The organism is Mesobacillus sp. ABV4_180, from assembly GCF_056158485.1.
Genome location: NZ_JBSWTJ010000001.1, coordinates 3,587,262 through 3,601,574 on the forward strand (window position 1 = coordinate 3,587,262; position 14,313 = coordinate 3,601,574).

Below are 14,313 nucleotides of genomic sequence, written 5' to 3' on the forward strand. Positions count from 1 at the left end.
ACCGCTGAAATTTATCAGCGGTCTCGTTGTTGTCTTATAAATATTTGCGGTGTATTCCTTTTCCGTCATATGTGTAAAGCATGGCCCTGCCTTCGACAATCGTTTCGATATGGCATTTCCGGCCCCACAGCTGATGGATATACGGAAGCACCTTTTCAAGGTATTTTATATCCAGCTCGATGCCCTCATAGCCATGCGAGATGTATAATTCCCCATTTTTCAAGTAATCTCCATCGGTAACACTCAAATACGGGAAGCCTCCGTTCACCCTCATGCTGACAAGCTGGTCACGAACCTGCTCCCATGCTTTGTCGACAACCTTGTATTCACGGCCCTGCTTTTGGAAAAGATACATATCCTCCCGCATGACCAGATCTTTTGTAAGGTAATTTCGTAAAAAGGAAATATCCGATTCGATCTCACGGACTTCGAACATTTTTTCGCGGCCAGACCCTGGTTTGACACCTCGGCGTTTCATTTCTTCTGTAGGATTATTGTAGCGCTCCTCAATATCTTCGAAGATTTTTATTCCCAGATAATATGGATTGATCCCTGTTCTCGAAGGCTGGACAACCCCGGCATTCAGCTTGGCAAATTCAATGGATTCGCCGCTTGTAAGATCCATTTCACGCAAAATCCTCTGGTGCCAGTAGGATGCCCAGCCTTCATTCATGATTTTCGTTTCAAGCTGCGGCCAGAAATAGAGCATTTCTTCCCGCATCATCGTCAGGATATCACGCTGCCAATCAGCCAGGTCCCGGCTGTAGCTTTCGATGAACAATAATAAATCCTTTTCTGGCCGTGGCGGGAATTTCTTTCTCTTTTTATTGTCATTGGGTTCTGGCTTTTTTGAATCAAGTCCCCATAAATCATCATAAGGAGTCGGGGTTGGAGAATCATCATCATCGTCGACTTCATCTTCTAATGACCAGGCCAGCTTCGGCCTCATCAAGGAAGGATCAATATGTTCTTCAATAGCCAATACGGCATCGAGGAAGGACTCTACTGCCTGCTTTCCGTGTTCGATTTCATACCTGCGAATCCGTTCCGCAGTTGCAGCCATACTTTCAACCATATCTCTTTTCGTATTCTGGAAGCGCACATTGTTCTTGAAAAAATCGCAGTGTGCCAGGACGTGGGCAACAATCAGCTTATTCTGGATCAATGAATTAGAGTCAAGTAAAAAGGCATAGCATGGATTCGAGTTGATCACAAGTTCATAAATTTTAGAAAGCCCTAAATCATAATGAAGCTTCATTTTATGAAATTGTTTCCCAAAGCTCCAATGCGAAAATCTCGTCGGCATTCCATAGGCACCAAATGTATAGATGATTTCGGCCGGACATATTTCATACCGCATCGGATAAAAGTCCAGCCCAAACCCCTTAGCGATTTCGGTAATTTCAGAAATGGCATATTCTAGTGACTTCTGATCCTCAGACACCATCTCTCCCCCTTTCATCTCTTACCACAATGTATGAGAAAAAAGGAAGAAAGATGAACGGGTTCTAAACTTTACTGCTGTGGCTGTTCTGTAACTGTCAGACTTAACAGCCTGTTATTTTTCAAATCATGGCTAATTTGCACTGTCGCAAGAACTGGTTTTCCATTAACGCTGACTTTGTACTGGAAGGAATCCATAACCTGACCATCGCTTAGCTGCTTCCTGCCCATATACTGATAATCCTGAACAGCTTCACCTGGATAGTCCTCCTTTATGACAACAGTCGCAATTCGGCCGTATTTTTCATAATCTGGTCTTTGTGCAAGGACGTTGTACCCAAACAATCCGCTAAAAATAAATACTGAAGCAAATAACATTGCTATATTTCTTTTCATCACTTCTTCTCCTTTAAGATTTTTATTAGTTTCTTTCATCAGATTTTGAATATGTATTAATTACCGGAAGGAAAAAATTCCATGTTTATCTAGGAAGCAATAGGGATTAGTTTATACAGGTAAAACTTGAAAAACCCTGTAAACAAGCATGTCCAACATTTTCTGAGGAAGTTCGCCCATCAACTCCATATAATATTATCAACTCCTTACAAGGAGGAACGGAAATGAATAATACGGATTATGATCGTGCTTTATATTACACGCACCGATCGCAATGGGATAACCTGCTCATCCTGATGGTCAGGACTGAAGACCAGTTCCTGGCCAAGAAGATCGAACATTTTCTCCACGCTTACAATTTTGAAAAAGACTATGCCGTCATTGAAAAACGCCTGTATTCCCTATTAAGATACATCGACCACGCAAACGAAGCCGCCGGCGAGGACATCCTGGAACCCGCAGCTAACGGCTTAATTTAAGAAGAGAATTCCACCAAAAAACACGGCCACCTCTATTAAGGTGCCGTGTTTGCTGTTTATTATGCTGTCTGATTGCGGATGGAATAAAGTGGTGGATTTGTTATTTCACGCAGATGGCGGCTGCTCATCCACCAGCCGGTTTCTGACGGCAAACAATGCTGCCTGTGTCCTGTCTGCAAGTTCTAATTTCGCTAGCACATTGGATACATGGGTTTTCACTGTTTTTTCTGTAATGAACAAGGAGGACGCAATTTCTTTATTGCTTTTTCCGCTGGCGATTTCCTTCAAAACTTCCAGCTCACGCTTTGTCAGGTCATCTTGCGGTTTCCGCTCCTGGCGGTTATTGCTTGATAGATGCTTTAAGACAAGGGATGTAGCCTTTGGATGCAGCTGGTTCTCTCCGTCCATGATCCGTTTAATCGATTTAACTAGTTCATCTGGCTGGATATCTTTAAGCTGGTAACCAGAAGCTCCAGCCTCGATTGCAGGAATGACGTGTTCCTGGTCTGAAAAACTTGTCAGCATCATGATTTTGATATCTGGCTGTGCTGCCTTGATGATCCGTGTTGCCTGGATTCCATCCATCTCAGGCATGATCAAATCCATGAGGATCAGGTCCGGATTCATTTTTTCTGCTAATTCAACTGCTTCCTTACCATTGCCTGCTTCTCCAATGATTTCAATCTGATCTTGTGTCTTCAAAAAAAATACTAAACCTCTTCTGACGACATGATGGTCATCTGCAATCAGAATTCTTATTGCCATACTTTTTTCCTCCCCTGTTTTCTATATTGGAATTTGTACCGTTATCACCGTGCCCTGGCCATGAGTGCTTTGGATTTCAAGTTTGCCTCCAAGGGAGAAAGCCCGAGTTTGCATACTTTTTAATCCAAGCGATGGAAGCTCTCTATCCGGGTCAAAGTTAAAACCACAGCCGTCATCTTGAATACTCATCTCAACCTTCTCATTTGTCGTATCAAGCTTTAGCAGAACTTTTTCAGCCTGTGAGTGCTTTTTGCAATTTGCCAGCGCCTCCTGCCCAATCCGCCAGAGCGTTTCCTCTGCTTTTCCTGGTAGACTGGAAACACCAGTTACTTTCGTCTCAAGAGGAACTCCAATCATTTCCGCATAGCCTGCAAGCGCACAAATGATTCCATTTTCCAGTCCTCTTGGGCGCAGCTGCCAGATTAATGCCCTCATCTCTCCCTGTGCTTCCTGGGCGAGATCCTGTATATATGCAAATGTTTCTTTAAGTTCAGATGTTTGGGCTATTTCTGCACCTGCTCGTGCTGTCAGGCTGAGTGAAAACAGTAGCTGGTTGACCGAATCATGCAAATCCCTTGCAAGTCGGTTCCGTTCGGCTGCCAATGCAAGCTCATGCTCCTGCTGTGTCAGCTTGACTCTTTTGATTGCGGTGCCTATTTGAAAAGCAATCGCTTCAAGAAGTTCTAATTCTTCAGTCCTAAAATGAGTTTTATTTGGCGAACCTACATTCAGGACACCAAATTTTTCTTCACCAGCTCGCAATGGCACTGTAGCATGGTGTGTCAATCCATTCGTTTCCCCTGTTTTATTGCTGATTGCGTCCTCTATTCTTTTACATTCAAATATATTTGTCGCTTTATTCAATCTGCCATCATTATACCGGTCAACACACCAGCACCCTCCATGGCACATCGGGGCATTATCTTTAAGTGAAAGCGCTGGCGGCAATTCTGCCTTTGCAGCAAGCTGAAAATCCCCTTGGTCATCAATAAGGAAAATCCAGCCTGTCTCAAGCCCAGTTATATGTAAAAGCCGTGTTAAAACTTCGGTCAGTATTTGTTTAAGTTCAGTTCCTTCGTTCAATAATTCAGCAATTTCCTTTAAAATTCCAACATCTGAATTTTTGTTTTCCCCAGTCATTAAAATCCCCCTTTTTCCTTTATTATATCTTTATTGCAAAAATTCCGCTTTCAGAAAAAGTCTGATAATAACTAAGACAAAAGTCGTAATATTGATAAAAAAATCCGAAGAGAAAGTTTCTCTTCGGATCAGAGTTTAAGCAATCGGATAATTTTGCACAAGTGGATGGATGACGATTTCATCAATCAGCATATGTTTTGGAGCAGATGCCATATAGACGACCGCATTGGCGATATCCTCCACCTTCAGCCAGTCATGCTTTTCAGGGAGGCCCTGCTCTGAATTCGCGAAATAGGTATCAACCATACCAGGGTTTATTGTTCCAACGCGGATGCCATATTCCCTCACTTCTTGCGCAAGAGATCCACTGAAGCCCTGCACCGCATACTTTGTTGCAGTATAAGCACTTCCGTTCGGAATCGTATAACGGCCCACGTCAGAGGAAATGGTGATGATGGTACCCGTTTTGCGCTCCTTCATATGGGGCAGAACTGCTTTTGCACCAAGGAATACACCCTGAACATTCACTTCAAAAAGTTTTTTCCACTCTTCTGCAGTCACTTCTTCTGTCAGTTTGAAAAAACCGATTCCTGCATTGTTAACCAGTACATCAACCTGGCCAAATGCCTCAAGTGTTCTATCAACAAGATTCTTAACCTGCTGCTCGCTGCTGACATCTGTCTGCACAGCAATGACATCAGGAAAGCCTTTCTGTTTCAATTCATCAGCAGTGTTGTTTATCTCTTCAGAGCTGCCAGCTAAAGCCAATTTCATTCCCTGCTCTGCCAACTTCACTGCAATCTCCTTGCCAATGCCTCTTGATGCACCTGTGACGATTGCTACTTGATCTTTTAACATTTTTTTCTTCCTTTCTATCTGCCAAAAACATTGTTGTTTCTTAAAGACTCTTTGCTGCTTCCATTTTCTGATCGACCAGCTCCATGAAATCTTGTTCGATCTTCAGGAGTTTCTGCTTGCTATCAGCAAGGCTTCTGTCGTTCACGCCGAAATAAAATTTGATTTTCGGCTCGGTTCCAGATGGACGAAGGCACATCCATGAACCATCCTCAAGATAGTATTTGATCACATTGGAAGGCGGAAGCTCGATTTTCTCTTCCTCATTATTCTCATTCATTCTTACACCTGTTAAATAATCTTCCACAGCTGTAACTTTCAATTCACCAAGATTCTTGATCGGCTCCTGGCGGAACACTCCAAGCGTCTTCTGGATCAGTTCAGCTCCTTCTTTCCCCTTCAATGTAAGGGAACGCAGGCCTTCCTGGTAATAGCCGTATTCTTCAAAAACACTTTGCAATGCTTCATACAGTGACATGCCCTTCTTTTTATAATAAGCGCACACCTCAACAGCAAGCATCGCCGCCTGGACGGCATCCTTGTCACGGGCGAAATCACCGATTAAATATCCATAGCTTTCTTCATAACCGAACAGGAATTTATATTCTCCCGATTCTTCATAACCCTTGATTTTTTCAGCAATGAATTTGAAGCCGGTTAGCACGTCGATTGTATCGAGTCCAAAAGAAGAAGCGATTTTCCGGCCAAGTTCAGACGTTACGATTGTTTTTAAAACAACTCCGTTGGCTGGCAGTGTGCCTTTTTCTTTCTTTTGGGTAAGAATATAGTGCAGCAGAAGTGCACCAGTCTGGTTACCTGTAAGTACGACATACTCGCCATCAAGATCTTTTACAGCGATACCAAGGCGGTCTGCATCCGGATCAGTGGCAATCAATACATCAGCATCTATTTTCTTGCCATCACGGATTGCCAGTTCAAATGCAGCGTGCTCTTCCGGGTTAGGGCTTTTTACAGTCGAGAACTCAGGATCTGGCAGCTCCTGTTCTTGTACGACTGCCACATGCTGATACTTGAGGTTCGTTAGAATGTTCCGTACTGGCATATTTGCTGTACCATGGAGCGGTGTGAACACCACTTTTACATCCGTTTCATCTGACAATGTTGGATTTTCGGAAATGGTCATCAGCTTCTCAAGATAAGCGCGATCCACTTCAGGGCCAATCATTTTGATCAAGCCTTTATCCTTCAGCTCCTGCTCGTCCATAACTTCGATTGACAGTTCGTTTTCGATTTCGTTTACCTTTGAGATGACCTCATCCGCGCTTTCAGGCGGAAGCTGTCCGCCGTCTGAACCATATACTTTATAGCCGTTGTATTCCGGGGGATTATGGCTCGCTGTGATCACAATTCCTGCATAAGCATGCAGATAGCGTACCGCGAATGACAGTTCTGGTGTTGGTCTTAATTCTTCAAACACATATGTCTGGATTCCGCGCGTCGCCAGAGTCTTAGCGGCTTCCATCGCAAATTCAGGCGATTTATGCCGTGAATCATATGCAATAGCCACTCCTCGCTGCTTCGCTTCATTTCCGTGCTGTTCTATGTATGCTGCAAGTCCAGCTGACGCTTTGCGGACCGTGTACAGATTCATTCGGTTTGTTCCTGCGCCAATTTCCCCGCGCATCCCACCAGTACCGAACTCAAGGTTCTTATAAAAAACTTCCTCTAAATGTTTTTCGTTTTCTTTGAATGACTCAAGCTCAGCCTTCAGCTCCGGATCCAATCCGTCAAAACCCAGCCAAGTCCCGGCTTTCATTTTCCAATCCATTGAATGCCCTCCTGATAATAAGATTTAAATCTTAAAGCTAATTATAAAACAATATTGGCTCTCATTGATAATTTTTATCCAATTCTTCTCGAAGTTTTAGTAAGGACAATCGTTTAGCCAACGACATGCTGTTAATCTCAGTTTAGTTTTTGCAGCAATAATGAAAGCCTGCCAAAACCGGCAGGCCTTTCACTATTTCTTCTTATACTGGATGCGATAAATATCGTGGCGGCGATCTTTCAGCTGGCGGACTGTGCCATCCTGGCGCTGGCGCCTCAAAATTTCAAGATCAACATCGCCAATCATGACCATTTCGATGTTCGGGTTTGTTTCGCCAACAATTCCGTCTCTGGCGAATTCGAAATCGGATGGCGCGAAAATGCCAGATTGCGCGTATTGGATATCCATATTTTCAGTTTGCGGCAAGTTTCCGACTGTTCCTGATATCACAGTGTAGATTTGATTTTCCACTGCCCTGGCCTGTGCACAATAGCGGACTCTTAGGTAGCCCTGGCGATCTTCTGTACAGAAAGGAGTGAAGATGATCTTCGCACCCATGTCTGTCGCCAGCCTCGCAAGCTCCGGGAACTCAATGTCATAACAAATCTGGATGGCGATTTTGCCGCAGTCTGTATCGAACACTTTAAGCTCATCTCCACGGCTGATTCCCCACCATCTTCTTTCATTAGGTGTAATATGGAGCTTATATTGCTTTTCTATCGTGCCATCACGGCGGAACAGATAAGAAATATTATAGATCTCGTCATCATCTTCTTTAACAAAATGCGAACCGCCAATGATGTTGACATTGTAGCGAACGGCCAAATCGGTGAAAAGTTCGATATATTGCTCCGTGTATTCCGTCACCCTGCGGACAGCAAGCGAAGGTGTTTTTTCATTAAGGAAGGACATCAGCTGTGTCGTAAAGATTTCTGGAAAAACAGCGAAATCTGAGCCGGCATCCGATGCGACATCCGTAAAGTATTCGACTTGATGGGCAAAATCGTCAAAAGACTGAATTTGCCTCATCATATATTGGACGACACATATGCGGACAGGATTGCTTGTTTTGAAGAAACGCTTCGTCTTCGGCTGGTAATCGACATTATTCCATTCCATCAATGTTGCGTATTTGTTTGACTGAAGGTCGTCAGGCAGATAATTAGGATTTATTCTCATCAGCGTAAAATCATTCCTCAGCTGGAATGAGAGTACCGGGTCATAAATCTTATGGGACGCAACCTGCCTCACATACTCACGAGCCGACATTTCCTCTGCATGAAGATGATAGTTCGGGATCCTGCCGCCAATGATGATACTCTTCAGGTTCATCTGCCTTGCGAAGTCCTTCCTTGCTTCATACAGACGATATCCAACCTTCATTCTCCGAAATTCAGGGTGGGTCATCACTTCGATTCCATAAAGATTATAGCCATCGGGATTATGGTTTGTGATATAACCGCTATCCGTGACATCATCCCAGCTGTGCCGGTCGTCATATTCATCGAAATTTATGATCAGGCTCGAACATGAACCGATAACTTTGCCGTCATACTCTGCTACGAACTGGCCTTCAGGGAAAATGTCCAGGTGGCTTTCCAGCTGGTCCCGTTTCCAAGGCTCCATACCAGGAAAGCAGCTATTTTGCATATTAATGATTTCAGTAATGTCTTCCTGTTTCGTGTTGCGGATAATCATCTTTTTTTCAAACTTGGATAAGTCGAGCTCCGTCATGCGGTTTTACACACCTTTCATTTCTAAAAAAATCCATACCATATCCCTTTACCCTTAATCGGCTCAATGTATTACTGTGTATTTAGCTTCTCCTTTTGCTAATTTAAAAATTTGCAAAAAATTAATTCACATAATGTTAATTGAAAATTTTTTTTACTTTCCTTAAGATGTAATGAGAGATAAGATTCTTTTATATAGAAAGTTTTAATAGAAATTACATAGCTTAGGGGAGATTAGCTTGGAACAAACAAAAAAAGATTCCAGGGAAACATTCTTATTCGCTGCCTGGGCAACATCGATCATTGCCATGTTTGGCAGCCTGTATTTTTCGGAAATCCGCCAGTATGAACCGTGCCTTCTGTGCTGGTATCAGCGGATATTAATGTATCCCTTCGCCCTGATGCTCGGGATTGCCGTTGTCAAAAAGGATTATAAGATTTCCTTTTACACTATGATTATGTCAGCTGCGGGCGGGTTACTATCGCTTTATCATTATTCCTTGCAAAAGGTACCGTTCATGGCTGATAATGCAGTCACATGCGGAAGAGTGCCTTGTACAGGCCAATACATCAACTGGCTGGGATTTATTACGATCCCGTTTCTGGCATTGACGGCATTTATCATTATTTTTTCTTTGAGCCTGATTATCTGGAAGAAATCCAAGGAGGTAGCATGAGTTGAAAAAAGTAATCATTTTTCTTTTAATTATTGTTGGATTATTCGCGGCCTTATTTATCGTAAATAAAGCGCAAAACGAAGAAAAGGCTGAGGGAAACCCGTTCGGGAAGGATACATTGCATCCGGAGACAGTCAAACAGCTTAAGGATCCGAACTACCAAAATATCATCACACCAGATGAACTTGAAGAGAAAATCGAAAACGGTGAAGATGCAACGGTATACTTTTACAGCCCAACATGTTCGCACTGTGTCCGGACAACACCAGTGGTAGCCCCATTGGCTAAGGAAATGGGCGTCGATCTTGTTCAATATAATCTATTGGAATTCGAAGAGGGCTGGAACAATTTCGGTATTGAATCCACTCCAACCATCGTTCAGTACAAGGATGGAAAAGAAGTCAACCGGATTGTCGGATATCAGGAAGAACCTACTTTCGAAGAATGGTTTAATCAAAACAGCTTAAAATAATTGATCAGAAAAAACGCCTGCGAAGCCGAAGCCGCAGGCGTTCTTTCATACCATCATAACAATAGTCTGTTAGCAGGTTTCGTATAAGTGCTGATATAATCTAAATGTACATGCCTGGAGTCAGAAAACTGACTGTAATTGAAGGGAAAGCAAATACCATAGTCTGTCAATGTCTGTACATTCCTGCGGAACATGGCCTGATATTTTTCAGGAATATGGCCAGACTCCAAAATAGAGATCAGCGTCTGCATGCTGGTGATGACCTGAAAGGCATCTCCCAGAGTACTGAATCTCTCTAATTGCTCGGGTCTGGTATGTAACACTTCAAGCCGCTCGAATTCCTGTATGTCTTCATCGGTAAAATACAAAGGAAAAACATCACTATAAAAATAACTGGCCAGCTCCATGATTTTCTCTTCTTGTCCCGGTGTAGACGCAAAAACTATTTTCAATGATCGACCCACCTTTTTTTACCCTTTTGTAATCTATTCGTAATATATATTCCTAGAATAACATATCCATTCCCTTTATTAGGGTGGTAATTATGCCCATGGTTACGGTAAAAGTTGACAAAATCCCGTAATCGTGGAAACACATTTTAAGCATGCTTTTAAAATAAGGCTCTGTTATTACCCAATGTTGATTTCTATTACCTGTTGATTGTAGTGGAAGGCGCGAAGACTCAAGCGGGATGAGCAAGTCATGGGAGACTCCGCAGGCGCGTAAAGAGCCGAAGAGGCTCCCTGACTGCGCGCGGAAAGCGAAGCGCCTGGAACGAAATTCAACAGCCCAATTTAACAGAGCCTATAATAAACTTTGACTGGAGAAAAACATGATTCAATCTAACAAAAAAGGCAATTGGTTTGAAATGATCATTCCATTGGAGTGGGAAAAGCACACTCTTGAAACACTATTTAGAGATTTTTGGCAGGCACCTAAAAAACTGGTCCATCAGTTCCGTATGGAAAAGAAGGTCCTCATTAATGGAAAACAGCCAGATTGGACAATTGCTTTGAGCAAAGGAGACCGTCTGCAGCTGAACCTCTTCACTGAAGAAGAAATGACTGTCATTCCTGAATATCATGATGTCGGGATTTTGTATGAAGACCACCATCTAATTGTCTTCAATAAGCCTGCTGGAATGGATACCCATCCGAATGAAAGCGGACAAACCGGCACTCTCGCCAATGCGGCAGCATTCCACATGCAGGTGAACGGAGAAACTTCCCGCCCCCGCCATGTGCACAGGCTGGACCGTGATACGACAGGTGCAGTCCTTTTTGCTAAACACGCGCTGATTGGAGCGATCCTAGATAAGATGCTTGAAGAGCGTTCAATCAAAAGAACTTACCTGGCATTGACTGACGGGATCATTCGGCAAAAGAAAGGAACCATCGAAAAGCCAATTGGCCGGGACCGCCATCATCCAACACGGAGAAGAGTATCAGAAACAGGCCAGAATGCAATCACTCACTTTAAAGTACTCGACAGGAACAAGCAAGAGAACCTTACCCTTGTCCAATGTTCCCTTGATACTGGCAGAACTCATCAAATCAGGGTACACTTCAGCGACATCGGCCACCCGCTAGCCGGAGACACCCTTTACGGCGGGAGCAATACATTTCACAGACAAGCTCTGCATGCAATAGAACTTGAATTCACCCATCCATTCACACAGGAAAAAATTCTATGTCACGCCCCTTTTATCGACCAGCTGCCGATTTTTTTAAATGTTGATTTTGAAAATATTTAAAGTAAAAGAGCCGGAGATGATACAATTCCCAGAATCGGGACTGTGCATTTCCAGCTTTTCTTTATCTGTCTATATCGGCTGACTGGAAAAGTGTACAAAAAAAATCCTTCCGGGGTCGGAAGGATTTTTCTTATTAATGACGGTCAGCTTTACGCATGCTGCGCATTACCAGGCTGACAATGAATACCAATGCAATCGCACCGATCAATGCCGGGATAATCGCAAAGTCAGCAACTACAGGTCCCCAATCACCAAGGATTGCCTGTCCGATCCATGCACCAACGAAACCAGCAATGATGTTACCGATAACGCCGCCTGGAATATCTCTTCCAAGGATTAGTCCTGCTAACCATCCGATAATACCACCAATAATTAATGCCCAAAGAAAACTCATCATAATTTTTTTCCTCCTTAAATTTAGATGTAAGATCAAGTAATAGAAGTGCTAAGGGTTTCACCCTTTAAGAGTTAACTGCAGTGATTCTTAAAATTAGGCTTGCTGATGATGTTTGCTTCCCGGGAGCGTATCAGCTTGCTTCTAATCTTAACTTACCTCTAATCCGATGATGTTAAACCATCTTTTTCTGCAGCTGTTCAAGCAGCCATCTCAGAAGCTGGAACGTTTGTCCTTTCTTGCTGAGCCTGCTTGTACACCTACATTACCACCCACAGATAAATTTAAAACCATGAAGGTCCAAATTCTATGTTCAGATCTATTTGCAGTTATTTCTCTTGCTTTTAATGTATCCAATTCGAAAAATAAAAAACCGTTTTAAAAAAATTTCATCAGCAGGGATCATGCAAATTCAAAACGGCTGCCATAAACGGCAGCCGCTGATCTATATTAACGGCTTTTAGGCCGGCGATTTTTTTTTCATCTTTTTTCGTCTAATCCTTAAGTTCCCGGGGAATTTTTGTCCTAAACAGCCGGACAAATCCTCTACAAAAAAATGGGCTTATTTCATTTTCCCGTGGATCGAACAGGACGAGAAATGTTAACCTCGTATGAAGAATGTAAATTGCGAAAGGGTGCTTATATTAAATTAATGTAAATTTTTCTTCAAACATCTTCATATTTCGACATCTTTAGGCTAAAATTAATTTCGCTTTAAAAAATATTTTACATTTGGATAAATGTGGAGGTAACATTATGGTTTTCAGGAAAAAAGACAAGTTTGCAAATCTTCTAACGGATATTTCCGTAAACTTAAAGGAGAGCAGTGAGTATTTCGCTGATTATAAACTTAATAATGCAAGCGATTTGAAAATCTTCACAGAGAAAATGAAAGACATGGAGACAAAGGGAGATTCACTTATCCATGAAGTCATCATGCAATTGAATGACGCATTCATTACTCCAATTGAAAGAGAAGATATTCTTGCCCTTTCAATGACTATGGATGATGTACTTGATGGAATGGAACACTGCGCTAACCTGTTCGATATGTATTCAATCACAAAGGCTGACGACTATATGATGGAATTCGTTGCCGCAATCAAAAGTGCTTCTTTCGAAATTGAACAAGCAGTGCAGTTATTGACAACAAAAAAACTTAAACAGATCAGAGAACATGCAATTCGCATTAAAGATCTTGAATCTAAATGTGATGGCATTCTTCGCCAGTCGATCAAGCATCTGTTCTCAGTTGAAAAAGATCCAATCAGAATCATTCAATACAAAGAAATTTATGAAGGTCTTGAAGAAATCGCAGACAGCTGCCAGGATGTTGCAAACACCCTTGAAAGCATTGTCATGAAAAACGCGTAAGGAGCCTGAAAAATGGATGTAGTATTTATCGTAACAGTATTGATCGTCATTGGTGCCCTTGCGTTTGACTTTATCAATGGGTTCCATGATACAGCAAATGCCATCGCAACGTCTGTGTCAACAAAAGCTTTAAAACCTCGCCAGGCAATTATCTTGGCGGCGGTGATGAACTTTGTTGGTGCCATGACATTTACAGGTGTAGCTAAAACAATTACAAAAGATATTGTCGATCCTTTTACACTTCAAAACGGCTCGCTTGTAATTTTAGCTGCTTTGATTGCAGCTATTTTCTGGAATCTTTTGACCTGGTATTATGGAATCCCAAGCAGCTCTTCTCATGCGATCATTGGTTCTATTGCCGGTGCGGCTTTAGCAGCAGCAGGGTTTAGTGCACTTAACTACAATGGTTTCCTGAAGATTCTTCAGGCACTGATCATTTCACCTTTACTTGCTTTTGGATTAGGATTTATTGTATACAGCATTTTTAAAATATTGTTCAGAAACAACAATCTGACAAAAACAAATCGGAATTTCCGTTACTTCCAGGTTGCGACCGCAGCATTGCAATCTTTCACACACGGAACGAATGATGCGCAAAAAGCAATGGGAATCATTACTATGGCCCTGATTGCAAATAATTATCTTACTACAAATGATATCCCATTTTGGGTTCAGTTCTCCTGTGCCCTTGCGATGGGATTGGGAACTTCTGTAGGCGGCTGGAAAATCATTAAGACTGTTGGCGGAAACATAATGAAAATCCGTCCAGTAAATGGAGTGGCAGCCGATTTGACAGGCGCTATGGTTATTTTCGGAGCAACATTCATCCATCTGCCAGTAAGTACAACTCACGTTATTTCTTCGGGGATTCTTGGAGTTGGTACAGCACATAGGGTAAAAGGTGTAAAATGGACGACTGCTCAGCGCATGATTATCACATGGGTCATTACACTTCCCATTTCAGCAACAGTGGCAGCAATCTCCTACTATATTTTAAACGCCATTTTCTAGAATATAAGAAAGCCCAAGGATAAAATCCTTGG

15 protein-coding genes are annotated in these 14,313 nt (G+C 42.5%); 6 read left to right on the top strand and 9 right to left on the bottom strand.

The window, feature by feature from the left end; genetic code table 11:
* Nucleotides 1–34 precede the first annotated feature (34 nt).
* Nucleotides 35–1,447 carry a SpoVR family protein gene (locus ACXAEA_RS18335; RefSeq protein ID WP_475097298.1) on the bottom strand — a complete coding sequence of 471 codons (1,413 nt, stop codon included), beginning with the start codon at nucleotides 1,445–1,447 and terminating at the stop codon, nucleotides 35–37.
* Nucleotides 1,448–1,515: 68 nt separating this feature from the next.
* Nucleotides 1,516–1,839, bottom strand: coding sequence for a DUF3889 domain-containing protein (locus ACXAEA_RS18340; RefSeq protein ID WP_475097299.1), 324 nt, complete (start codon nucleotides 1,837–1,839; stop codon nucleotides 1,516–1,518).
* 224 nt (nucleotides 1,840–2,063) lie between these two features.
* Here ACXAEA_RS18340 and ACXAEA_RS18345 point away from each other — a divergent pair, with 224 nt between their 5' ends.
* A complete protein-coding gene (locus tag ACXAEA_RS18345) occupies nucleotides 2,064–2,318 on the top strand; it encodes a YhdB family protein (RefSeq protein ID WP_475097300.1) in 255 nt (84 codons plus the stop codon).
* Between the two features lie 105 nt (nucleotides 2,319–2,423).
* Here ACXAEA_RS18345 and ACXAEA_RS18350 read toward each other — a convergent pair whose 3' ends face one another.
* From ACXAEA_RS18350 to ACXAEA_RS18370, 5 genes are all read right to left on the bottom strand, one after another.
* Nucleotides 2,424–3,083, bottom strand: coding sequence for a response regulator (locus tag ACXAEA_RS18350; RefSeq protein ID WP_475097301.1), 660 nt, complete (start codon nucleotides 3,081–3,083; stop codon nucleotides 2,424–2,426).
* 21 nt (nucleotides 3,084–3,104) lie between these two features.
* Nucleotides 3,105–4,223, bottom strand: coding sequence for a GAF domain-containing sensor histidine kinase (locus tag ACXAEA_RS18355; RefSeq protein WP_475097302.1), 1,119 nt, complete (start codon nucleotides 4,221–4,223; stop codon nucleotides 3,105–3,107).
* Between the two features lie 135 nt (nucleotides 4,224–4,358).
* A complete protein-coding gene (locus tag ACXAEA_RS18360; protein WP_475097303.1) occupies nucleotides 4,359–5,081 on the bottom strand; it encodes an SDR family oxidoreductase in 723 nt (240 codons plus the stop codon).
* A 40-nt stretch (nucleotides 5,082–5,121) separates the two neighbouring features.
* Entirely contained in the window at nucleotides 5,122–6,867 is a 1,746-nt protein-coding gene (locus ACXAEA_RS18365; RefSeq protein WP_475097304.1) for a phospho-sugar mutase, read from the bottom strand.
* A 192-nt stretch (nucleotides 6,868–7,059) separates the two neighbouring features.
* A complete protein-coding gene (locus tag ACXAEA_RS18370; RefSeq protein ID WP_475097305.1) occupies nucleotides 7,060–8,601 on the bottom strand; it encodes a GNAT family N-acetyltransferase in 1,542 nt (513 codons plus the stop codon).
* 238 nt (nucleotides 8,602–8,839) lie between these two features.
* On the opposite strand from ACXAEA_RS18370, the gene ACXAEA_RS18375 reads away from it, so the two are divergent.
* Both ACXAEA_RS18375 and ACXAEA_RS18380 read left to right on the top strand, forming a co-directional pair.
* Nucleotides 8,840–9,277 carry a disulfide oxidoreductase gene (locus ACXAEA_RS18375; protein WP_475097306.1) on the top strand — a complete coding sequence of 146 codons (438 nt, stop codon included), beginning with the start codon at nucleotides 8,840–8,842 and terminating at the stop codon, nucleotides 9,275–9,277.
* Between the two features lies 1 nt (nucleotide 9,278).
* Nucleotides 9,279–9,749 (top strand): thioredoxin family protein, encoded by a 471-nt coding sequence (locus tag ACXAEA_RS18380; protein ID WP_475097307.1) that lies wholly within the window; start codon nucleotides 9,279–9,281, stop codon nucleotides 9,747–9,749.
* 53 nt (nucleotides 9,750–9,802) lie between these two features.
* Here the strand turns inward: ACXAEA_RS18380 and ACXAEA_RS18385 are convergent, their stop codons facing one another.
* A complete protein-coding gene (locus tag ACXAEA_RS18385; protein ID WP_475097308.1) occupies nucleotides 9,803–10,201 on the bottom strand; it encodes a YhcU family protein in 399 nt (132 codons plus the stop codon).
* 380 nt (nucleotides 10,202–10,581) lie between these two features.
* On the opposite strand from ACXAEA_RS18385, the gene ACXAEA_RS18390 reads away from it, so the two are divergent.
* A complete protein-coding gene (locus ACXAEA_RS18390; RefSeq protein WP_475097309.1) occupies nucleotides 10,582–11,502 on the top strand; it encodes an RluA family pseudouridine synthase in 921 nt (306 codons plus the stop codon).
* 133 nt (nucleotides 11,503–11,635) lie between these two features.
* Here ACXAEA_RS18390 and ACXAEA_RS18395 read toward each other — a convergent pair whose 3' ends face one another.
* Nucleotides 11,636–11,896: a GlsB/YeaQ/YmgE family stress response membrane protein gene (locus ACXAEA_RS18395; protein ID WP_207499179.1), complete on the bottom strand. Its 261-nt coding sequence runs from the start codon at nucleotides 11,894–11,896 to the stop codon at nucleotides 11,636–11,638.
* A 756-nt stretch (nucleotides 11,897–12,652) separates the two neighbouring features.
* Between ACXAEA_RS18395 and ACXAEA_RS18400 the strand changes: the two genes are divergently transcribed.
* Both ACXAEA_RS18400 and ACXAEA_RS18405 read left to right on the top strand, forming a co-directional pair.
* Nucleotides 12,653–13,270, top strand: a complete 618-nt coding sequence (locus tag ACXAEA_RS18400) for a DUF47 domain-containing protein (protein WP_475097310.1) — start codon at nucleotides 12,653–12,655, stop codon at nucleotides 13,268–13,270.
* 12 nt (nucleotides 13,271–13,282) lie between these two features.
* Nucleotides 13,283–14,281, top strand: a complete 999-nt coding sequence (locus ACXAEA_RS18405) for an inorganic phosphate transporter (protein ID WP_475097311.1) — start codon at nucleotides 13,283–13,285, stop codon at nucleotides 14,279–14,281.
* Nucleotides 14,282–14,313: the final 32 nt, after the last annotated feature.

Bases quoted from the DNA above. Each gene is read 5' to 3' on its own strand.
- ACXAEA_RS18335 (WP_475097298.1), bottom strand. From the start codon at position 1,447: ATGGTGTCTGAGGATCAGAAGTCACTAGAATATGCCATTTCTGAAATT.
- ACXAEA_RS18370 (WP_475097305.1), bottom strand. From the start codon at position 8,601: ATGACGGAGCTCGACTTATCCAAGTTTGAAAAAAAGATGATTATCCGC.
- ACXAEA_RS18345 (WP_475097300.1), top strand. From the start codon at position 2,064: ATGAATAATACGGATTATGATCGTGCTTTATATTACACGCACCGATCG.
- ACXAEA_RS18365 (WP_475097304.1), bottom strand. From the start codon at position 6,867: ATGGATTGGAAAATGAAAGCCGGGACTTGGCTGGGTTTTGACGGATTG.
- ACXAEA_RS18395 (WP_207499179.1), bottom strand. From the start codon at position 11,896: ATGAGTTTTCTTTGGGCATTAATTATTGGTGGTATTATCGGATGGTTA.
- ACXAEA_RS18390 (WP_475097309.1), top strand. From the start codon at position 10,582: ATGATTCAATCTAACAAAAAAGGCAATTGGTTTGAAATGATCATTCCA.
- ACXAEA_RS18350 (WP_475097301.1), bottom strand. From the start codon at position 3,083: ATGGCAATAAGAATTCTGATTGCAGATGACCATCATGTCGTCAGAAGA.
- ACXAEA_RS18400 (WP_475097310.1), top strand. From the start codon at position 12,653: ATGGTTTTCAGGAAAAAAGACAAGTTTGCAAATCTTCTAACGGATATT.
- ACXAEA_RS18405 (WP_475097311.1), top strand. From the start codon at position 13,283: ATGGATGTAGTATTTATCGTAACAGTATTGATCGTCATTGGTGCCCTT.
- ACXAEA_RS18340 (WP_475097299.1), bottom strand. From the start codon at position 1,839: ATGAAAAGAAATATAGCAATGTTATTTGCTTCAGTATTTATTTTTAGC.
- ACXAEA_RS18355 (WP_475097302.1), bottom strand. From the start codon at position 4,223: ATGACTGGGGAAAACAAAAATTCAGATGTTGGAATTTTAAAGGAAATT.
- ACXAEA_RS18360 (WP_475097303.1), bottom strand. From the start codon at position 5,081: ATGTTAAAAGATCAAGTAGCAATCGTCACAGGTGCATCAAGAGGCATT.